Genomic DNA, 20,502 nt, shown 5'->3' with positions numbered 1-20,502 from the left:
TTTCGGTTCTGAACCCGGCGCTTCGCTCGATCCATACTGTCTCGCTCAGCGCCTTGCGCCTGCGTCAGCGGTCCCGCCCGCCAGGGCGAGATCGTCGGGGCAGGGCGCGCAGGACCGGGGTTCGGGGGGATGGCTTGGGACGAGACATTCAGCCGGATGCCGCAGCCGCGCGCAGCGACCCGATCAGCTCGGGCGGAGGCCGTGAGGCCGGAGCCGGGAGCGCGGCCCGACAGGGCGACCCCATAACGCTGCTTCCCGAAATCACTCTATGGCAACGACACAGGGTCACAGGAGGAGATCCAGGAATTCAGAGAGCAAATAGTCGGTCGGTGCGCCGCGCGCGATTTGTCGTCATCAGGTGGACCTTCAGCCGCAAATTGAGTCTAAAGCGAGGGGCATCTCCGCATTGCGTGATGCTGCCGCATCCAGCGGTTATCTTGCCCATCGCGGATTTTATCCGCCCAGGAATGAACGAGACCCGAGCAGATGCCCACCCTTCGATGGCTGACCCGAGACGACGATGTGCGCGCCGCCGAGAGTGTGCCTTACCGCCTGTTGGAGGAGGTGCCGGGGCTGGGCTATGGCGACCGGGACGCGGGCAATATGCTGATCCAGGGCGATAACCTTGAGGCGTTGAAGGCCCTGCTGCCCTATTACGCGGGTCAGGTGAGATGCATCTATATCGACCCGCCCTATAACACCGGATCGGCGTTCGAGCATTACGACGACAATCTTGAGCATTCCCAATGGCTGGCCATGATGTGGCCCCGGCTGGAACTGCTGCGGGAACTGCTGGCAGAGGATGGCTCGATCTGGGTGAGCATTGATGACCGGGAAGGCCATTACCTTAAGGTCGTCATGGATGAGGTGTTTGGGCGAAGGCGCTTCGTCACCACGATCACTTGGCAGCAGCGGACAACTCGGGAAAACCGAAAAGTGTTCTCGGAAGACTGCGAGCGTGTCTTACTGTATTGCAAGGACACCGAAAAATTTGGTGCTTCACGAAATGACCTTCCTCTCTCAGATGAAGTCAGGGCCAGATATTCGAACCCAGACAATGATCCCCGCGGCCCTTGGCAATCGGTTTCGTTGAACGCCCAAGGAGGGCACGGCACCAAGGATCAATTCTATGAGTTTGTTGCTCCGAGTGGAAAGGTCCACCAACTGCCGAATGGACGTTGCTGGCTCTACACTTGGCCAGTCATGCAAGAAAAAATTGCCGACAATCGCGTTTGGTTTGGCACAAGCGGACAGAATGCGCCGCGTCAAAAGAAGTTTCTTTCAGAAGCCAAAGCGGGCCTGACGCCTAACACGCTTTGGTTGGCGAGCGACGCAGGAACCAACGATGAAGCGAAGAAAGAGACGGTTAAGCTCTTTGGCGAAGCCGTATTCGATACGCCAAAACCCGAGAGGCTGCTTCAGCGCATCCTCCACATCGCCACCAACCCCGGCGACCTCGTGCTCGACAGCTTCCTTGGCTCGGGCACCACGGCTGCCGTGGCACAAAAGATGGGGCGGCGCTATATCGGGATCGAGATGGGGGACCACGCCGTCACCCATTGCGCGCCGCGTCTGCAAAAGGTGGTGGACGGCGAACAGGGCGGGATTTCCAAGGCGCAGAACTGGCAAGGCGGCGGCGGCTTTCGCTTTTATCGCCTTGGCCCGCCGGTCTTTACCGAAGATGGTCAGATCCAGCCCGATATCCGCTTTCCCGTGCTGGCCGCCCATATCTGGTTTTCAGAAACCGGCAGCCCATGGACGCAGCCGCAGCCCCTGACCCCCTTCCTTGGGGCGCAGGGGGGCAAGGGCTATGCGTTGCTCTATAACGGAATCCTTGGCGACAAATCGGCGTCTGGCGGCAACGTGCTGACCCGAAAGACGCTGGCCGCAATCCGCGCCGCCATGGGCGATTTCACCGGCCCCCTGACCGTCTACGGTGAACGCACGGCGCTGTCTGACGCAACATTGAAGGCCGAACAGATCGAATTCAAACAAACCCCCTATGATGTGAAGGCGCGCAAATGAAGCTGAAGGAGTATCAGAAAGCCTCGCTCGCCACGCTGCGGAAATTCTTTGAAGAGGCGCGGATTACCGGCCCCAAACCGGCCTATGAGGCGATCACGGCAGAACCGGAACTAGCCAAGCGGTTGAAGGGTTACGCGGCGGGCTACAAGCCGATCAAGACCCTGCCCGATGTTCCTTACGTCTGCCTGCGCTTGCCCACCGGCGGCGGCAAGACGATCCTCGCGGCGCATTCCATCACCGTGGCCAAGGATGCCTGGGTCGAAAAGGATTTCCCGCTGGTGCTGTGGCTGGTGCCGACAAATACCATCCGCCTGCAAACCGCAGAGGCCCTGAAGAACCCGCGCCACCCGTATCGGCAGGTGCTGGACGAGGCGTTCGAGGGCCGCGTGCGCGTGTTCGACATTGGTGATTTCACCCAGATTACGCCGCATGACCTGCGCTCGAACCTCTGTGTCGTGGTCGGCACGATCCAGACGCTGCGCGTCAGCAACACCGACGGGCGCAAGGTCTATGCCCATCACGAGATGCTGGAGGGGCATTTTTCGACTGTCTCGCCCAATGCGCCGGGGCTGGAGCGCAATGACGATGGCCCGATGAAGGGTGACATTCGTTTCAGCTTTGCCAACCTGATGCATCTGCACCGCCCGCTGGTCATCATGGACGAGGCGCACAAGGCGGGCACAAGCCTGAGCCAGGATGTCTATGAGCGGATCAACCCGAGCGCCCTGATCGAATTCACCGCCACGCCCAAGGGATTCAACAACATCCTTCATTCCGTGACAGCCCAAGAGCTGAAGGATGAAGAGATGATAAAGATGCCCGTGGTGCTGGACGAGGCCGAGACGTGGCAGGGGGCGGTGAATTCGGCCATCCTGAAGCGGGCCGAGTTGCAGGAACATGCGGATCGCGACCGTGAGGGCTATATCCGCCCCATCGTGCTGTTCCAGGCGCAGAAGAAGGGCGAGGAAGTCACGGTCGATGTGCTGAAACAGCACCTGATCGACAATGAAAATATCGACCCGGCCAAAATTGCTGTGGCGACCGGCGCGCAGCGCGATCTGGACGGGATCGACCTGTTCAAGCCCGATTGCCCGATTGAGTATGTCATCACCATCGAGGCGCTGAAGGAAGGCTGGGATTGTTCGTTTGCCTATGTGTTCTGCTCGCTGGCCAATATCCGGAGTTCGACGGATGCCGAACAGCTTTTGGGCCGTGTGCTGCGGATGCCCTATGCGAAAAAACGCAAGGAACCGGCGCTGAACAAATCCTACGCCAAGCTGGTGTCAAAGCATTTCTCTGAGGCCGCCGTCAGCCTGCGCGACAAGCTGGTCGATATGGGGTTCGAGGAAAGCGAGGCCGAGGCCAATATCGAGGCCGAGCAGCCGGGGCTGGATGATGGCCTCTTCGGGCGGCATTCGCGTCCCAGAGCCACAATGACGGTCGAGCTGGATGCGTCCGAGGAGGAGCGCCGCGAGATCAATATTGTCGCGCCGGGCAAGATCAAGGTCTCGGCAGGCGATGACGGCAGGACCCGGATCGAGTTCACCGGCGTGCCTAAGCCCAAAGACGAAGAGCGCCTGTTCCAGATGGCGCCTGCGCGCCTGCATGGCGTGCTGCGCGAGAAGCTGGCTGAGTTCAAGGCCAGGCACTCCGACGACCTGGCCCCCGCCCATCTGGGCGAGGAATTCACCGTGCCGCGGCTGATGGCGCATGTGCAGGGCGAGCTGGTCTTTGGTGATACCGATATTCTGATGGAATATCACGACTGGTCACTGGCCGATCATCCGGCGCGGCTGACCAAGGCCGAGTTCGATATCGTGGAAACCACGAACACCTTCGAGATCGACCTCGACGGCAATCGCCTGTCGATCTCGGCGGCGGACAGTTCCGAGCAGCTTTCGCTGGATATCGACGTGGACGACTGGACGCCGAATGCGCTGGTACGCTGGCTTGACGGGAAGGTGCGCGATCAATGGATCGGCCAGGCGGAGCTTCTGTCCTGGCTGAGTGATGTCGTCACCCACTTGACCCGCGACCGGGACATCCCCCTGTCGCAGCTCATGCGCTGCAAATTCATCCTGGCGCGCAAGCTGAACGAGAAGATCCAGGGCTTTCGCCAGATGGAGCGCGACAAGGTTTACCAGATGAATCTGTTCGGCCCCGAGGCGCGCGTCGCAGTGTCTTTCGATGATGGCATCCGGTTCTTCGACGAGATGTATTTCGACGTGCCTAGGTATCGCGGCATGTACAAGTTCAAGCACCACTTCATGGGGCCGGACGAGGTGCCGAGTTTCGACAGCAAGGATGGCGGTGAAGAGGTCAAGTGCGCCCTGGCGCTGGATGCTCTGCCGGGCCTGAAATACTGGACCCGCAACGTCAGCAGGCATCCGAATTCGTTCTCCCTGCCGACCTCGACCGACAAGTTTTACCCGGATTTCGTGGCGGTCATGGACGATGGCCGTCTGCTGGTGGTCGAATACAAGGGCAGGGACCGCTCACCCGAAGAAAATCGCGACAGCCGCGAGAAAGAGCTGATTGGCCAGCAGTGGGCCAAAGCGTCAGCGGGCAAGGCGGTGTTCATCATGGCGACGATGGAACGCGGTGATCCCAAGGAGGTGCGTGAGCAGGTGATGGACGCCCTGTAAGCCGGGGTGACACCAACTCTACCCCCTCACGAAAAACCCCGGATGAGGCGTGTTTATTCCGAAGCGGATCGCACCGTCGCCGTGTCGGGCGTTGATCTGATCGAGCGCGCGCGAGACCTTCTCGCCACGGGTCAGCTCGGCCGGGGCGAGTGGTATCAACAGATCCCCGCGCCGGTCCAGCAGCAAGCCCACATCGCCAAGATGCACGCTGATGCTGATGACCGCGCCCGGTCGTGCGGTGCGCCAGAGGCGCACCCACAGGGCGCCGCAGCCGCGCGCATCGGTCCGATCAGCTCGGTCCGATCAGCTCGGGCGGAGGCCGCAAGGCCGGAGACGGGGGGCGCGGCCCGAAGGGCGACGCCCGAAGAATTTCGCTATCAGGCGAAGTCCAACGGGCAATCGTCCGACTAGATCAGCTGCTTGCGCACAGCCATGGTTATGGCGGCCATACGGTTATCGACACCCAGCTTCTTCTGAACACTGTTTATGCGGAATTTCACCGTTGATGGGCTGATATCGAGTTTTTCAGCAATATCGACGTTGATCAGGCCGTCCCGCGAGAGCTTCAGGACGTCAAGCTCAGCTTCCGTCAGTGCTTGAGGTGATTTGCATACGATTTTCGCCCAACGCTTGAGGGAGCGCTCGATGTGATCGAGCTCGGCATCAGCCAGTTCGCGATCCGGCCGGGACAAAGACAGGAAGCACCGCTTCCGGCCGACTTTCGTGACCGTGGTTGCCCCATATATCAGGCCGTGCTTGGCGGCTTCTTTGCCAACTCCACGCGGGTCCGGAAATCCTATCTCTGACCAGCGCGCTGTTCCCGTTCGTGCGATTGTCCATGCAGCGACTGGATCGCCGAAGAAGTAGTTCTCTTCCTCGTATTTCTCTGTCCAGGCGTCAGGGTAGCGGTTCAGGAAAAAATCCGGCTGCCCAAAGCGGAGTCCGAATCCCATCACGAATCCGGTCGTACCGATCTGCGCGAGGCTCTCAAGTTCTGCCTCGCCGTCGGGAATCAACTGCTCAATCATAAAAATGCCTGTCAAGTAAAATCGTCAACCTATCCTTTTGGACTGCCAAAAAAGACAGGTGGGTGTCAATAGAAAACGGAGTGGCTATGTAGATTCGGGTAAGCAATGGAGCCACCTCATGAAGACCCTCGCCAGCAGAGCCAACCCAAAGGGCATGAAGTTGGTAGCGAGCACCAGGTTCACTCAGGACATGGCAAATAACTTGCTGGAGATGTGCAAACATCTCGAAGAGGGCGAAACAATCACGCTTGAGCTGTTCGAATGGGGCGTTTGGGGCAAGACCGAAAACAATGTGAGGCTGTTCATCGGCGCGACCGAACCGCTTCAAAAACACAATCTGAACAGAGTTGCCGGGCATGCAAACTGATTTTAACGATAAGGGTTTCGAGGCCGGACTTCAGATTGTTGTCGTCCGCTATCCGGAGGGCCTGTCGAAGTGGCACTTGGTCAACGACTATCTGAAGCTCAGGAAAACCGTATTCATAGACCGTCTGGATTGGCCGCTTTTCCATTCGAGCGAGGTCGAGTTCGAGCAGTATGATACGTTTGACACGACCTACATCATCGCGGTCGAGGATGGCGTTGTGGTTGGGGGTGCACGCTTGCGGCGTACCGATCAACGGAGCGGTGCAGGTACACTGAAATATTCCTACATGATCCGCGACGCCTGTCTCGGCCTGTTGCCTGGGCTGCCCGACACGCTATGCACTCAAACGCCTCCATTGGATTCAGACGTATGGGAACTGACACGCATGGTGGTTGCTGGGTCGAGTGACATCACGCGCAAGCTTCTGGATGCCACGAACGCCTTCCTCGCTGATGAGGGAGCCCGTTCGGTACTTTTCCTTGGATCTCCGGCGTTTCAACGGATGGCCCGCAGCTTTGACTGGCCGGCGAAGACACTGGGGCCGGTTTCGGGCAATGACGACGGTCGCTTCCAGGTCTTTGAATGCCCGGTCAGTGCGAGCGGGTTCGGGAAGCTGTCAGCCGCGCGACACGCGGTCGAGTAGGTCCGGACAGCACCAGCAATTTGACCCGTCATCCTCTCCGGATGCGGCGGTATTTCAATGCGCCCGTTTTCGGGCGGCCCTTTGTTATGGGAATAGGACAGTGACCAAAGAAAGACTGGTAGCCCATCCTATCAAACGGATCGTCGATGTGGAGACGAACGAACTCGTGGGCTGGCTCTACCGCTGGAACACAGGTGAGGACGCGCCAATGTGGATGAACGGTTCCAGAACGAAGGTTCGCTATGAGGCCGCAGATCCACGCTAGTCCTGCAGAATGTCAGGGAAGCAATTTCAAGTAATCGCCAATGCAGCATATTGTGAAACAACCTTCGACAACCTGCGACACTGGCACGAGAAAAGTGCCGAGTTCACTCACTGGCAGCGAGTGGCAGTTGCTCCTCGATGCCGTTGGAGCATACAGCCATAACATTCGCTACCGCAGGCTGTTAGACAAGCTCAACACAGCAGAGATATCTGACGAAAGTTGCGGCAGATGAAGCGCGCGAGGCGGATTTCGTCTGCGTTAACCACGCTCGAAGAACCCCGGATGGGGCGTGTTGAGGCCGAAGCGGATCGCGCCGTCGCCATGGCGGGCGTTGATCTGATCGAGCGCGCGCGATAGGCGTTCTCCACGGGTCAGCTCGGCCGGAGCGAGGGGCATCAGCAGATCCCCGCGCCGGTCCTGCAGCAAGCCCACATCGCCCAGGTGCACGCCGAGGCTGATGACCGTGCCCGGTCGTGCGCTGCGCCAGAGGCGCACCCACAGGGCCCGGTGAAGCCGCAGGAAGATCGCGGTATCCTGCGTCGGAAAGCAGCTGACGTTCCGGGACCAGACCCCGCCGGCCATGAAACTGACCGACAGGCTGAAGCGTCCGGCCACGCGACCATCGCGGCGCAGCCGCGCGGTCGCCTTTTCGACCAGCCAGCGGCCGACCAGGTAGGCACGGCGCGGATCGCGGTATTCGGGCGACAGCACCTTGCTGTTGCCGAATCCGCCGCGCTCGGTGGCAACCAGCGGAATATCCATGCCCTGGAGCATCCGCACGAACCGTTCCCCTTCGACCGATCGCCAGATCAGCCGGGCATGACGCGGATCGAGCCTGAATAGGCCGGGAACATCGAAGATGCGGGCGCGAAAGAGCCGCGTCTTGATGGCGGTGGAAATGCCCGGCAGATCGTCCAGGGACAGATGGGCGATGGCGTCGGGCAGATTGTCCGGCCCGAGCCATTGGCAGCCATCGGGCTTTTCGAGCTTGCCGGCGATCTTGGCGAGAAGATGGTTTGGCCCGATCCCGGCCGAGAAGCGCAGGCAGTCGCCGACCTCGGCGGCAACGGCTGCCTTGAGACGCGCGACCAGATCGACGGCGCCGGCGAGGGTCCGGGTTTCGCCCGACAGTGCCAACTGAAACTCGTCAACGCTGCGGATATGGGTCAGCTCGGCATGCCGGTCCAGCACGTCGGCCACGGCCAGGTTGAAGCGCACATAGAGCCTGTGTCGTGACGACCGGAAAATGATGCCGGGGCAAAGTCGCCGGGCGTCGCGAACATGGGTGCCGGTTTTGACGCCATGGGCCTTCGCCTCGTAGGACGCGGCGACGCAGGCACCGCTGTCCGAATCAACGGCGGTGATTGCGACGGGGCGTCCGCGCAGCGCGGGATCGAGCTGCTGTTCCACGCTCGCGAAGAAGCTGTTCATATCGAGATAGAGGACGCGGAAGGGGGGCATGATACCAGATATCGCGGATGGTCGGATCGCCCTTTATGTTCTATTTTTGTTCTCATTCGGCAAGGAGGAAAAATGGACAGGTCGGGTCAGCTCCGCAATGTCGCGTTCGGCGGCGCCTGGTCGGAACAGATCGCCGGGCGCGAGGCCCAGGCCGCGGCCATCGCAACCCTTGACGCCGCGGCCGCCGGCGCGGCGAGACGCGATCCGCTTTCCAGCGAGATCATGGCGGCCGTCGATCTGCTTTGCGAACGACACCCGAAGGGTTCAATGTTGCGCGAGGCGTGGATTGCGGCGGCCCGGTTCGAGCCTGCCCCGCGCCGGATCAGGTCGCTGGCGCGCGTTTCGGCGCAGATCGCGGCGGCGTATGGTGGAATGCAGGGCTGAAACGCGCGGGGGCGAGCATGTGCAATCTTTATGCCAACACGACGTCACAGGCGGCGATGCGCGAGATATTCGAGGTGATGGGTCAGCGCGATCACCTCGGCAACTATCGCGGCCAATCGGCCATCTGGCCGAAGTATGAAGCACCGGTTGTCCGCATGAGTGAGGATGGTGAACGCGAGCTGGTCGAGATGCATTGGGGGTTCCTGACGCCGCAGGTGAGCAAGAAGACCGGCAAACCGATCAAGCCCGCGGCCTGGAACAACGCTCGTGACGACAAGCTCCGATCGTCGGGTCTATGGAAGGACAGTTTTCTCAATCGGCGTTGCCTGATTCCGGGCTCGGCATTCCGCGAGGCCAAGGGCAAGAACCCGGCGACGGATTTCTGGTTCGCGATCAAGGGCGGCGCCGCGCGGCCGCCATTTGCGTTCGCCGGCCTCTGGCGCGCGGGGCAGCCAAGCATCGACGGTGAGGCTGGCGATTGGCTGACCCATACGATGGTCACGACAACGGCCAACGATCTGGTCAAGCCAGTGCATCCGACACGGATGCCGGTGATCCTGGACGAGCAGGATTATGACACCTGGCTAGCTGGCAGCGCCGAGGATGCTGCGCGGCTGATGCGGCCGTTTCCCTCTGATCGAATGCAGATTGTCTGTGAGGGGATCGGGATCACGGCGGATACCGCCGCCGTGGACGATCTGTAAGCGGTGGACTCTGCGCCGAACGGCGCTCGCCACCTGTCTGGGAGCGAACCGCGCATCGACTCCATCGGCCGACGCAAGACGGCCCTAAGCCGCCTCTCACGGAACGTGCTTTCGCTGCTGTGCAGCCTTCCCAAAGCGGCCATCCAAGCCATCGTGCAGCATGGCCCCGCAGGCCGAGGTCAGCAACGCGTGACTACTGGGACGTCATGAACCACTCACAACCTCCAAAGTTTCAGAATATGGGGTAATGAAGTCGCTTCGCAGCCAATAGGAAATTCTTGACTCAACCTGCCCTGGGCCTCATTGAAACTCACACGCTGCGCGTTCAGCCCGCCTATAAGTAGCCGATGTAAAGTATACCAATGCCTCATTTCGACCCAGAAATTCCGAACTACGTTACTGACCAGTGCCCTCCAGGCGACGCGCAAGCTCCAGACGGCACGTTCTATCGTCACGTTCCCGGTCCAACCTGGACGAACGACGATTTTGAGTCGGACTACAGAACAAATAAAAAGCCCCTGCGCCCACCTGAAAAGTGTGACTCATGGGCGTGTTCTATCTTTGACAGCTGGCGGACTGCTGAAGCCATGATGGCGAGATACAAGAAGTTCCGCCGACAAGGCATGTGGCTGGAAGTTCAATTGCAAAATCACCATGGTGTAGTGAACCATGGAAGTGGGCACCGCGACTTCTGGAAATATGTTGGAGCGGATGTTGTTTCGTATTGCAAGGTGATGCCGTGAGCGAAATGTGGAGCATGAACGATCCGGCGCTTTGTGACATGGAAAACATGCAGATCAGAGCGACGGAGGTTCTTGAAAAATATGACGACCCTATCCTATTTACTGCAAAGGTGGGGTTCGAGGATTATATATTCCTAAACGTTATGGACCTTGAAGATGGGTTTCTATTTGCAGCCTCTTCAATAACCGAAGAGGCTATATCCCTTCTCAAGAACAATAAACTTTCTATTTTGGGCGCACTGCGCTCGGGCGATTTCATCGTGGTGGAATGCGCGTCTGACTATGTTGTCCGCCGCTATTGGCCAATTGACATAGACCGCTTTGATCAGTCATTTCTACCGGATCCTGGGGCCGCGTTGTCGTTAGAAGTGGACGGTGTTGCAGATACCGTCGATCAAGCGAAAAGCTACTTCTCAATTCGCCTCTCCGGCGGCACGTTGAATCATGAAAGAATGGCTTTTCATCAATTCAAGAAAATGGTGGATAACGCTTATGTGGTTGCCCGCAAGCTCTTGGCTCCAGCTGAGGTTAAGTCCTCTAAAAGCCAAGTATACGATTTTCAGATTACCGAGCCAGAGTTTGGATCCCTTATCATAAATATTGAGAGGCCCAAACTTCCAAGGCAAGAGATTGTGTCAAACTACTTCATGGGCGATGCCGTCAGCCAAGATGATCTTAGAAACATCTTTTGGGAAACCAAAGGCAAGACTTTAAATAACCTTCGAGAACTCAAGAACGCCCTCGATCTCGGTAAACTTGATGACGCGACAGTTTCTAACTTCGCGCTTTTGATCAGGGACATATCCTCGATATTTCCGGATCGGCGAGATGCTTTCTCGGATATTGAGTTTTCTGGCGAAGTGGACGGCGCTTGGAGAACGCTGAAGTTTGATGGTGATGATACAGCAGAACTAAAAGAGGCGCATCGAAGGTTCTTCGAAAAGCCACAGTTTGTGACCGGTGTGATCTCTATCATTAATGAGGGAACGCTGAATGTGGTTATCAAGGTGCTCGGGACAAATGAGGTTAGGTGCAATTTTAGCGCTGAAGACTTCGCGGAGATGAAAGCTATGGATCACTTTCAGACGGGGAACATGTTGCGAGCTCACGGAACTATCTTTAGCCGATCCCGGCGCGATATCATGAACTGTGACAGCGCTGCCGACATCTTTACGAAAACGGAATCTCCCAACTGATCGCTACCTTTTGGGGATCCAGAGTGTCTCTGCAGCTCCGTGATAGCAACCACGTCGCAAGTTGCCGCCCACTTGCGAGCTATTGAAAAAAACTTACCACTCGCAATTCAGGCCACTCGCAGAGAATTGGCATTTTCGGACAATGTAAGCCTTATATCCGTCCGCTGATTGGCCGGTGTGGTCCGTGAGCCTCGGGCAGCATAGCATATTAGAAAATGGTCCTACTAATGCAGACAGCTGCCTTTCGGCGCATTTGCAGCGAATGACGGCTCTCCGCCCTTATCTGTAGATGCCGCTCGCAGCCGCAGCGTGGATTGAGCGCGCCGGCCGCCCGTACGCCACGGGTCAGCTCGACCGGTGCGAGGGGCGCGCCTGCTTCGTTTACCCATCTACGCTTCTCGGCATCTGTGCCTTTGCTTTATAGACAGTGCCGCGCGAAATCCCCATCTCGAGAGCAATTTTCGTCGGAGAAATGCCTGCACTAAGTTTAGCCTGCACCTTTCCCATGTCGATCTTGGGCGGACGGCCACGGTAGACCCCTTTTCGTTTCGCGGCCTTGATACCTTCAGCCTGCCGCTCCCGTCGTAGATTGGTCTCGAACTCAGCAAAGACACCAAGCATGTCGAAGAACGCCTTGCCCGCTGCGGTTGACGTATCTACGGGCTGTTCGGTGGCTGCCAAATGGGCCCCCTTCGCCTTCAACCTGGCAACGATAGTCTGAAGATCCTGCATCGACCGCGCCAGCCGGTCGATCCGTGTGACCACCAGGGTTTCGCCTGGATGGATGAAGTCGAGTATCGTCCTTAACTCTGGGCGGCCTTCCAGCGTGGTCCCGCTGCGCTGTTCTTGGCGCACCATCCCACATCCGACAGCCGTCAGAGCCTCGATTTGGGCATCAAGGTTCTGATCGACGGTCGATGTTCGGGCGTAGCCGATTCTAGGGCTCGGTTTGTTCATTTTGGGTATGACCTTGGCGAAATGTGTTCAATATATATAAACAGACCCAAATTGAACAGTCATTCCGCTGTAGGCGGTGTTCATGAAGAACGTCCATAATGGGTGTACCCAAATGGGACACATACTAAGATGAATTGGGGGCCGCCCCTCAATCGTCGTCCGCGGGTCGCATCTCTCTGATGTTTTCCAACATCCGGCTATGGACATACCAGACGATCCCCGCGATCGCGGCCATCAGTGGAACTGCGCTAACGGTTCCGATTAACGTCGCGACTGGCAAGCCGACAAAGATGAGCAGAAGGATCAACGGCACGCCTTGGCGGAGTGCCAGGAAGAACGCGCGACTTTCTTCAAAAGGGCTTGGCGTCCATGATCTGCCCCCGGAGAGATTTTGTTGCGCGGATGCCTTGGCCCGGCGTTTGACGATGCGATCGAACTCCATCTGCGCCGCAGCTTCGCTCCCGAAGATCTCTCGTCCTTCATCGAGCAATTGCGCCGCAGCCTGTTCCCACGCCTCGCATTCCAGATCCTCGTCATCGAAGTCGTCTTGCCACTCGCAATCGCGCGCCGCTCTGGCTAGGGCGGCTTTGCCTTCCTCATCGCGCTGGTGCGCCACGAAGGCCGCAACTTCGCGCTGACTTGCAGTCCTGATCTGAATGGGCCGGGTCATGGCTCGATCTCCTTTCAGATGAAGATTACCATGGCCGCGTCGAGCGATGAAAACATTTCATGAACACAGCCTGCTTTTCTGCTAGAAACCGTGGCATGAAGTCCCCTGCCCTTATTGTCCTCAGCCTCCTGGCGCTGTTGATCGTCACCATCGACCCAGCGGAGCGATTTCCCGAATACGTGCCATGGCTGGTCCCCATCCTGGCGCGGGAAAAGATCGCCGGTCCTGTGACGCATGTGCGCGACGGCGACACGATCGAAGTCGGCGGCCATGCCATTCGCTTCGGATCGCTCGATTGCGCCGAACTGGGCACGCCGGCCGGCCAGCGCGCGAAGACCGAGATGCAGCGGCTGGTCAGAGGCCAGTCCCTTGCCTGCCATCTGAACGGCAGGCGCAGCTATGACCGATGGATCGGAAGCTGCACATTGCCGGACGGCCGAGATCTCGCCGGCGTCATGATTGCGCAGGGCGCGTGCCGACGATACTGGTGACTCCACCTAGAGCTGTATTCTTTGCCCGTGAATTCCGGAGTGCATTCCATGAAGCGATTTATGATCCTGATCCCCTGTCTGCTTGGCGCCTGCGCAGCGGCCATTGAGACCACGCCGGCGGAGAACACCCGCGCGCTCACTTATCGCGGTCAGGAGATCATGGTGAGCTGGACGCCGCGCAGCTCGGACCTGGTGATGACGCCAGGTGAAGGCGAAGCGACGCTGACACACCCGGCAGGCATGGCCCTGACCACGGAGGAAGCGCAGCGGCTGATGGCGCAGGCCACCGGCTGCGCCATCCGCAAGGATGTGGTCGGCTACGGCAAATCCGGGACCGACGGCACCATCATCCTGCCGATGGACTGCTGAACGGAGCCGGAAAGGGCTGGCAGCGAGACGACGCGGATCGAGCGCCGGACCGGCATCGGCCGCCAAGTCACTCCGGGTCAGCATCGGGTGCGACTTCCTCCGTCAATCCCATCTCGTCGGCCCGTTTCCAGAACGCCTCGTGCTGTGCGGAAACCTCCCGCGCACGGGCAAAGGCATCCTGTCGCGCGGCGTCGAGGCACGCGATGTAGGGCCGGACTTCCGAAAAATACCGCTCGAAATCTTCCGCCACCAGGTCGGCATATTCACCGAAAGCTGCGTCGTCGGCCGGCACGAAGGGCTCTTCCGGCGGGATACAGATCGATGCCTGCGCAAATGCCGGGTGAATGAACAGAAGCAGGATCGCGGCGGCCGCCAGTTCGGGTTTCATGATCCGTGCCCTGCCCTCTGGCGTTCGCTGAGCCCGATCAGGCTGCGGATCAGGTACAGCTCGCCACGGCGATATCGTTCCGTCATGGCCCGCAAGTATCCGCCAGGCTTGAAGATGACATGGCCCGGCTCGGATTTGCGGGCATCGAGGATCAGGATCGACAGCATGGCACTGTCCTCTCCCATCACCTCGCGCGCCGTGTTCCAGGCGTCGGGGCTGATGCCGAGTTCCGGAACCCGCCGCTCGGCAGCCCAGACAAAATCGTGGAATCGTAGATATTCCGGCTCTGCCCTTCCGCAGAGATACAGCTGCATGTCCGGTGAGGCGAGATCGAACAGCCTCTGTGGTCCAAGCCGGGCGATAAATTCGCTCTTGAGCGCTCCGCTCGCCGCCCCATCATCTTTTTCTCGGCAATTCGGGCCGCCGTTAGGCGGCACGACATGGAAATTGTCGTGCGCGGGCAAGCCCGCGCTCCGCTTATCCACGGTCTCGTTACAGGATACCAAGGATTCTTCAGTTGTATCTTGTATATAGGGTCGATTGTTTTCGAACGGTTCACCGTTCGATTCTTCCCGTTTTTCGAGAAGATCCAGTGCAGTTCTGCACAGCCTGTCCGCCTCATCCACATGGGATTCGAGTGCCGCGAGGTCCATACAATGAAGCCGTTCGGCTGAAGGCCACGCCTCCGCCTCCTGCCGGATCGCTTCAGCCTCCGGGCAATGGGGGCTGAGCTCCGACAGGCCCTCCAGCGCGCGGATCAGATGGCGCTTGTGCGTGCTGCGCTGGCCGCGCAGGAAGATCGCCTGCTGCCGTTCGGCCTTTAATTGGTCATCGAGGGCCATCAATTCAGCGGCGCGGGCAATCGCTGCCCCGAAATAGAGCCCGGTTCCCGACGTCCGCGACCGGCTGCCATTCGCGCCTGTCCGGCGCTCGATCAGACCGGCGCGTTCCAGCTCGGCAGTGATCACGCGCGTGCGCACTTGTGATCGATCCAGCATCTTTGCGACCTCGCCAGCCGCGGCATAGATGACGGGGGATCTGTCCGGACTGGTCCAGTCACTCGGCCGGGTCATCGACGCCAGGCGCACAAAGGCGTTCGCAGCTGCCCGGCCGACGCCAAGGCGCGGTGCCACGCGCTCCACCAGGGCCGCGAAGCTGTCCCGCTGCATGTTGCCCGGCAGCGTCGGGTGTTCGTCTTCGGTGTCGCGGTAGGCCCGCGTCGCGGCGGGATGCGCCGCCCTCTGAAATGCCATCTCTGTCCTCATGTTTGTTGAGGCACAGGTTCCGCAGGCATATCGGATCTGTTCGCACAGATGCGTTTTTGCTCTTGATTTTCGGGGTTGGGAAGGTAACTATGCTCTTAACAGAGTTGAGCAATGCAGGTCGGCAAACCTGTGTTACGCCCCAAAGCCCCCTCGTGCGGACCCCGTGCGGGGGGTTTTCATTTCCGAATGGTCTGTCTGATTCTGCTCGTGCTCCTCTTTGGGGCCTTAATCGGAAACCCTACGACAACTTGGGGTTAACGGCAATTATAGTGTTCCTGGCGGCGGCAAAGACAAGCCTCAGTAGCTGATCCAGGTGTACGATGGCTGATTCCGGTAGTCGTGGTAACGCATCAGGATGCCGTTAAAGCTGCCGAAATCGCCTGCCAGCCCTATGCCATTGTGCTCGATGATCTGCTGATCAACCCACGATGGCATACTCAACAGTGAAGCTTCTCCCCGAACCCAACGCCCCCCTTCGTCATAATGGTGGCGTGAAATCGTGCGGTGCACTTCTCGCCCACCGCTTGAGTTCATAGATCGCTTGGTGACCTGCCACAGCTCTATTCCCTCGCGATAGTGTCTCACATCGTCAGGAACGTCACCTCCAGCGCTTCCGGCCGGCAATCCACCATTCATCGGGCAACGCCAGAGCTGCAAGGGTGGCTCGATCGGCCAGGGCGTGACGCGCCGGATCATTTCCGTATGTGCCGCCGAACACTCGGCCGAGGCTGGAAAACCACCTGCGAGACAAAGCAGGATCGCGCAGTCGATCGGATACGCTTCAGCGGGTGTGCTGATACCGAAAGCTATTGCTACACAGGCGGGTGCAAAAACGCGAGGAATGGGCATGGGTCGCTACAGGGGGTCACTACAAAGATAAATTATTGCACCTTTACTGCAGTTTTGATTTCAATGCAAACGATCGTGACAGTGGACTACCGCACACTGTGATCGTTCCCGTGTCCCCGACTAGGGCGGTTCGTCTTCGTCAAAGTGGACTTCAATATCTAAGCTGCTTCTGTTCGATGAGAGTTCACAATGATGCAGATTTGTACTCGCCTCCCGTCCGCTGCTTTCCTTGGCAATTGCACAGTGAACGGATAGCTTACGCTCCTGAAAAGATCGCCGGCGCAAGACAATAATTAACCTTGCGCTCATTACTGCATTATTGTATCAAACCTGCATAGTAGCAGGTTGATCCACCTTTGGGGCTGACCTGTGGAACTGGAACACAACTTCAAAGAAGCTCCTAATGTGGTTAGCGAAGACGGATGCCGCGTGCTCATCAACCAGGGATGGGCCATCGAAGTTATCTGCCTGGAATCCGCAGCGAAGCGGCACTCAAACTATTTCGGAAAATGGGGAGTTCGCGTCGTTTCGCCGGACGGATCGGTTGAACGAATTCTTGTCACAGCCCGGAAAGTTATGGAATTGCGGGTGTTTAAGACCATCACTGGCCTCATCTCTTTCCTTGACGACTTTGACGTATCTGGTCCCCGCATTCCTTTGTATGAAGGGATGCGCCTCATCCAAGAAATCAGCAAGCCACCATCACCGGCAAGGAACTGACCGAAGAGCATCGGTATGGCCTGTCATTGTCCCCCAGCCCCCGCGCTGCGACAATCGCACGCATTCGGGAGCCCGGACTTGTGCACGAGAGCCATTATCCCGCCGTGTCCTCCTAGCATCGCTACTTGCCGTACCCTTTTCTGCTAAGGCCGACGTTCTCTCCGAGACGCGCGGCTTTGTCCTGAACGCCGGCGCAGCCCGCGATATCTTCGCGCGTCCCGAGGACGATCCCGAATACTCCCGGACACCAGATGATGAGCCGGCGCTGATCCGCTCGATGCTGGTCCCCACAGAGGCGTCAGTGTCCATCCGGGACATGGTGACGGCAGCCGCCGCACGCTACGCATCCCATCCTGCGATCCGTGCCGCAGGCTTCTCGCCCCGGCATTGGGACGCCTACTTCCATTCGATGATCCAGGTCGAAAGCGGGTTCAAGGTCACAGCCTATTCCTCGGCCGGCGCGATGGGGCTTGCGCAGCTCATGCCCGGCACCGCGCGCTTTCTCGGCGTCGATCCCCGCGATCCGGTCCAGAACCTCGATGGCGGGGCGCGCTATCTGCTGATGCAGCTCGGCGCTTTCGGCACGCCCGAACTCGCACTGGCGGCCTACAACGCCGGCCCCGGTGCGGTCCGCAGGTATCGCGGCATCCCCCCCTACCGGGAAACCCGGAACCATGTCCGCAAGGTCATGGCGATCTATCGCAACCGTTTGACATAAAGGAATTACCCAATGCTGAACTTCAGGCAAAAGCTCGTCGCCGCCGGGATCTGGTGCGCTGCCAACGTCCAGGCCTATGCCCAGGAAGTCGATCTGTCCGGGTTTGAAGATACCGGCGAAAGCATCATCGAGCAGCTGCGCGACAACAACCTTGCCCTGACCGCCGTCGTCCTCATCCTGCTGATCATCGGCTTCCTGGCGATCTTCACCAAGTTCATAGACTGGAAATGGATCGGCGTGACGGTCGTCGGGCTGTTCTTCATCTTCGGCGGCGACAACCTTGCAGAGTCGATCATCGCGATCTTCCGGGGCTCCGGCGACTGATGCGGGAGAACGTGTATATCCAGGGGCTCAACCGGCAGGCCAGGTTCTTTGGCCTGCCTCTGCCGCTGGCCGGGCTGGCCTTCATCCCGCCTTTCCTCACGTTCATCTTCCTCGACAGCCTCTGGTATCTCTGGGCGATCCCCGTTCTCTGGGCGGCTCTCTGGGCCGCCTCGGTCATCAATCCGCATTTCGCGCGCTTCATCGCGGTCGTGACCTCGCGCACGCCCGAGCGGCTGCTGCGCGCCAGCTCTGGATCCCGGTATGAATGATATTTTCCCCAGCCCGATCCGGGCGCTGTTCGGCGGTGCCCGCGACCTCGAAGACATGCTGCCCTATCTCTTCGAGGAGAATAACCATGCCATCGCCACGCGCAGCGGGGCGCTGGTCTCGGTCGTGAAGATCGCGGGCGTCAACCCGTTCACGGCCAGCGAAAGCGAACTGGCCCATATCAACGACCGGCTTGCCGAACTCGTGGACAAGTCCGGAAACAATTTCAGCTTCCACTTCCACAAGATCCGCTCGGCCTATCACGACTTCGACTATCAGCCCAAAGCCTTCGTCGAACCGGGCTTCGGCAAGGAACTGGACCAGGCCTGGCGCACCCACATCACCTCGGCGGGCCTCTGCGTCCCGGTGCTCTTCCTCTCGGTGATCGAGCGCAAATCCATGGCGGAACGGATGCCGATCTTCGGCGGCTTTCTCAGTCATGGGCGTCAGGATAACCTGCCCGAGCGCCTGTCCGATCTCGCGGAACTTGCCCAGAGTGTGGCCGAGACCCTGGGCGACGGCTCGGAACTGCTGGCGATCGAGGATGGCACGCTGATCGGGTTTCTGCGCGCGATCTCGACGGGAATCTATGCGCCGCTGGCCCGGTCCGAGACCGGCACCATCGTGGACGATATCCGCACGCCCATCGAAATCTACGACCGGGCCGTGGAAATCGGCGACGACTTCGAGACGCGATACGCCTCGGTAATCAGCGTGGCGAACCTTTCGCCCCAGACCCATGGCGGCATTCTCGACACGCTCTACACAGATCCCGATATCCTGATCTCCTGCACCTACCAGCCGCTTCTGCCCGACCTGATCTCGGCCAAGGCGACAACCCGGCTTGAGCAGACGCTTGAGGAAAGCGCCGGCGGCAAGATTGCCGCGCAGCTTCAGGAGGCCGCCGAGGATCTGCAAATGGGCCAAATGGGCTTTGGCGACAGCCAGACCATCGTCACCGTCTATGCCGCAACTCCCGATGCCCTCAAACGCAAGGTGACGGCGGTCACGGCCATCCTGCGCTCGAAGAAGCTCAAGATCGTCGTCGAAAAGCACGGCCTGGCCGCTGCATGGTTCGCGCGGTTTCCGGGCAATCACGAGTTCCAGAAGCGCCCGCTGACCATCTCCAACCGGAATTTCTCGGACTTCGCCGCGCTGCACATGGTCCGGCTCGGCAAGCCCGCCTCCGAATGCTATTGGGGCACGCCGATCACGACCTTCAAGAGCTGCGCCAATTCGCCGTATGATTTCTCGTTCCACGGTCGGTTCGCCCACGCGGAGTCCGAGCCGCCGTTTGCCAGCACCCTGATCGTCGGCCCGCCCGATGCGGGCAAATCCACGATCATGGCCTTCCTGGCCGCGCAGGCGCGGCGCACAGGTTGCCGGATCATCGCCTTCGACAAGGACCAGTCGCTGGAAATGCCCCTGCGCGCGCTTGGCGGCACCTATACCGCCGTGCGCGCGGGCCGGAATACCGGGCTCAATCCGCTCGCCTCGGAAACCGACGAGGAAGGTCAGGCATGGCTGCGCAGCTGGCTGACCGCGCTTCTGGAACGCAAGGGGCACCAGCTGTCGGTCAGCGATTCCGAGAAGCTGGCGCGCACCGTCGAAAGCAACGCGACGGCCCTTCCGTCCTTCCAGGACTTCACCAACTTCACGACACGGTTCCGCTCCTTCGAGGGCGATATCGGCGGGCGTGTCGGTGAATGGTCCCCCAACGGCCAGTACGGCTGGGTCTTCGGTCAGGACAGCGCGCCAATCGTCGATTTCAGCGCCTCGGATATCGTCGGCGTCGATATGACCGCGCTTCTCAACATGGAGATCGAGCGGACCGCATTGCTGGCCTATCTCTTCCGGCAGATCGAGAAGACCGTCAGCGCCAGAACCCCGACCCTGCTGGTTCTGGAAGAGGCGGGCGTGTTCCTCGACGATCTCTACTTCCAGCGCGAGCTGAAGACCTGGCTGGCGACGCTGCGCAAGAAGAACGTCGTCGTCGTCATGCTGGTGCAGTTCGTCTCGCAGA

General features: G+C 59.5%; 23 protein-coding genes. 15 read left to right on the top strand and 8 right to left on the bottom strand.

Annotated elements, in window-relative coordinates:
• Positions 1 to 486 precede the first annotated feature (486 nt).
• Positions 487 to 2,025 (top strand): site-specific DNA-methyltransferase, encoded by a 1,539-nt coding sequence (locus tag MU516_RS16840; protein WP_260278430.1) that lies wholly within the window; start codon positions 487 to 489, stop codon positions 2,023 to 2,025.
• Positions 2,022 to 4,670: a DEAD/DEAH box helicase gene (locus MU516_RS16835; protein ID WP_260278429.1), complete on the top strand. Its 2,649-nt coding sequence runs from the start codon at positions 2,022 to 2,024 to the stop codon at positions 4,668 to 4,670. The genes MU516_RS16840 and MU516_RS16835 overlap by 4 nt, the downstream gene beginning before the upstream one ends.
• Before the next feature lie 18 nt (positions 4,671 to 4,688).
• Here the strand turns inward: MU516_RS16835 and MU516_RS16830 are convergent, their stop codons facing one another.
• Positions 4,689 to 4,925, bottom strand: a complete 237-nt coding sequence (locus MU516_RS16830) for a DUF4113 domain-containing protein (protein WP_260278428.1) — start codon at positions 4,923 to 4,925, stop codon at positions 4,689 to 4,691.
• A gap of 152 nt (positions 4,926 to 5,077) precedes the next feature.
• Positions 5,078 to 5,698 (bottom strand): LuxR C-terminal-related transcriptional regulator, encoded by a 621-nt coding sequence (locus MU516_RS16825; protein ID WP_260278427.1) that lies wholly within the window; start codon positions 5,696 to 5,698, stop codon positions 5,078 to 5,080.
• 118 nt (positions 5,699 to 5,816) lie between these two features.
• Here MU516_RS16825 and MU516_RS16820 point away from each other — a divergent pair, with 118 nt between their 5' ends.
• A complete protein-coding gene (locus tag MU516_RS16820) occupies positions 5,817 to 6,065 on the top strand; it encodes a hypothetical protein (RefSeq protein WP_260278426.1) in 249 nt (82 codons plus the stop codon).
• Complete coding sequence (locus MU516_RS16815) at positions 6,055 to 6,708, top strand: acyl-homoserine-lactone synthase (protein WP_260278425.1); 654 nt, start codon at positions 6,055 to 6,057, stop codon at positions 6,706 to 6,708. The genes MU516_RS16820 and MU516_RS16815 overlap by 11 nt, the downstream gene beginning before the upstream one ends.
• Positions 6,709 to 7,231: 523 nt before the next feature.
• Here MU516_RS16815 and MU516_RS16810 read toward each other — a convergent pair.
• On the bottom strand, positions 7,232 to 8,404 hold the full coding sequence (locus tag MU516_RS16810; protein ID WP_260278463.1) for a DNA polymerase Y family protein: 1,173 nt from the start codon (positions 8,402 to 8,404) through the stop codon (positions 7,232 to 7,234).
• A gap of 102 nt (positions 8,405 to 8,506) precedes the next feature.
• On the opposite strand from MU516_RS16810, the gene MU516_RS16805 reads away from it, so the two are divergent.
• From MU516_RS16805 to MU516_RS16790, 4 genes are all read left to right on the top strand, one after another.
• Positions 8,507 to 8,818 (top strand): hypothetical protein, encoded by a 312-nt coding sequence (locus MU516_RS16805; protein WP_260278424.1) that lies wholly within the window; start codon positions 8,507 to 8,509, stop codon positions 8,816 to 8,818.
• A 17-nt stretch (positions 8,819 to 8,835) separates the two neighbouring features.
• Positions 8,836 to 9,522: an SOS response-associated peptidase gene (locus MU516_RS16800; RefSeq protein WP_260278423.1), complete on the top strand. Its 687-nt coding sequence runs from the start codon at positions 8,836 to 8,838 to the stop codon at positions 9,520 to 9,522.
• Positions 9,523 to 9,884: 362 nt separating this feature from the next.
• Positions 9,885 to 10,265: a hypothetical protein gene (locus MU516_RS16795; RefSeq protein ID WP_260278422.1), complete on the top strand. Its 381-nt coding sequence runs from the start codon at positions 9,885 to 9,887 to the stop codon at positions 10,263 to 10,265.
• Positions 10,262 to 11,461, top strand: coding sequence for a hypothetical protein (locus tag MU516_RS16790; RefSeq protein ID WP_260278421.1), 1,200 nt, complete (start codon positions 10,262 to 10,264; stop codon positions 11,459 to 11,461). The genes MU516_RS16795 and MU516_RS16790 overlap by 4 nt, the downstream gene beginning before the upstream one ends.
• A gap of 381 nt (positions 11,462 to 11,842) precedes the next feature.
• Here the strand turns inward: MU516_RS16790 and MU516_RS16785 are convergent, their stop codons facing one another.
• Both MU516_RS16785 and MU516_RS16780 read right to left on the bottom strand, forming a co-directional pair.
• Positions 11,843 to 12,418 (bottom strand): recombinase family protein, encoded by a 576-nt coding sequence (locus MU516_RS16785; RefSeq protein ID WP_260278420.1) that lies wholly within the window; start codon positions 12,416 to 12,418, stop codon positions 11,843 to 11,845.
• Positions 12,419 to 12,566: 148 nt separating this feature from the next.
• Complete coding sequence (locus MU516_RS16780; RefSeq protein WP_260278419.1) at positions 12,567 to 13,088, bottom strand: hypothetical protein; 522 nt, start codon at positions 13,086 to 13,088, stop codon at positions 12,567 to 12,569.
• Between the two features lie 137 nt (positions 13,089 to 13,225).
• Here MU516_RS16780 and MU516_RS16775 point away from each other — a divergent pair, with 137 nt between their 5' ends.
• Together MU516_RS16775 and MU516_RS16770 are read left to right on the top strand one after the other, a co-directional pair.
• On the top strand, positions 13,226 to 13,579 hold the full coding sequence (locus MU516_RS16775) for a thermonuclease family protein (protein ID WP_260278418.1): 354 nt from the start codon (positions 13,226 to 13,228) through the stop codon (positions 13,577 to 13,579).
• Between the two features lie 60 nt (positions 13,580 to 13,639).
• Positions 13,640 to 13,948 carry a hypothetical protein gene (locus MU516_RS16770; RefSeq protein WP_260278417.1) on the top strand — a complete coding sequence of 103 codons (309 nt, stop codon included), beginning with the start codon at positions 13,640 to 13,642 and terminating at the stop codon, positions 13,946 to 13,948.
• 67 nt (positions 13,949 to 14,015) lie between these two features.
• Here the strand turns inward: MU516_RS16770 and MU516_RS16765 are convergent, their stop codons facing one another.
• The 3 genes from MU516_RS16765 to MU516_RS16755 form a co-directional block, all read right to left on the bottom strand.
• On the bottom strand, positions 14,016 to 14,336 hold the full coding sequence (locus tag MU516_RS16765; RefSeq protein WP_260278416.1) for a hypothetical protein: 321 nt from the start codon (positions 14,334 to 14,336) through the stop codon (positions 14,016 to 14,018).
• Positions 14,333 to 15,589, bottom strand: a complete 1,257-nt coding sequence (gene repC / locus MU516_RS16760; protein ID WP_260278415.1) for a replication initiation protein RepC — start codon at positions 15,587 to 15,589, stop codon at positions 14,333 to 14,335. The genes MU516_RS16765 and repC overlap by 4 nt, the downstream gene beginning before the upstream one ends.
• 309 nt (positions 15,590 to 15,898) lie before the next feature.
• Positions 15,899 to 16,450, bottom strand: a complete 552-nt coding sequence (locus tag MU516_RS16755; protein ID WP_260278414.1) for a hypothetical protein — start codon at positions 16,448 to 16,450, stop codon at positions 15,899 to 15,901.
• A 369-nt stretch (positions 16,451 to 16,819) separates the two neighbouring features.
• Between MU516_RS16755 and MU516_RS16750 the strand changes: the two genes are divergently transcribed.
• From MU516_RS16750 to MU516_RS16730, 5 genes are all read left to right on the top strand, one after another.
• A complete protein-coding gene (locus MU516_RS16750) occupies positions 16,820 to 17,170 on the top strand; it encodes a hypothetical protein (RefSeq protein ID WP_260278413.1) in 351 nt (116 codons plus the stop codon).
• Between the two features lie 181 nt (positions 17,171 to 17,351).
• Positions 17,352 to 17,888: a lytic transglycosylase domain-containing protein gene (locus tag MU516_RS16745; protein ID WP_425606880.1), complete on the top strand. Its 537-nt coding sequence runs from the start codon at positions 17,352 to 17,354 to the stop codon at positions 17,886 to 17,888.
• 12 nt (positions 17,889 to 17,900) lie between these two features.
• The gene (locus tag MU516_RS16740) at positions 17,901 to 18,212 is read left to right on the top strand and encodes a TrbC/VirB2 family protein (RefSeq protein WP_260278412.1); all 312 of its coding nucleotides are present in this window, start codon (positions 17,901 to 17,903) and stop codon (positions 18,210 to 18,212) included.
• Positions 18,212 to 18,481, top strand: a complete 270-nt coding sequence (locus MU516_RS16735; protein ID WP_209059471.1) for a VirB3 family type IV secretion system protein — start codon at positions 18,212 to 18,214, stop codon at positions 18,479 to 18,481. The genes MU516_RS16740 and MU516_RS16735 overlap by 1 nt, the downstream gene beginning before the upstream one ends.
• A partial coding sequence (locus tag MU516_RS16730) for a VirB4 family type IV secretion/conjugal transfer ATPase (protein ID WP_260278411.1) occupies positions 18,474 to 20,502 on the top strand: 2,029 nt, incomplete at its 3' end. The genes MU516_RS16735 and MU516_RS16730, both read left to right, overlap by 8 nt.

Origin of the sequence: Paracoccus maritimus (assembly GCF_025195095.1) — a bacterium.
Taxonomy (GTDB): domain Bacteria; phylum Pseudomonadota; class Alphaproteobacteria; order Rhodobacterales; family Rhodobacteraceae; genus Paracoccus; species Paracoccus maritimus.
Note: the sequence above shows the minus strand (reverse complement) of the source record. Positions and strands in the feature narration are given on the sequence as shown.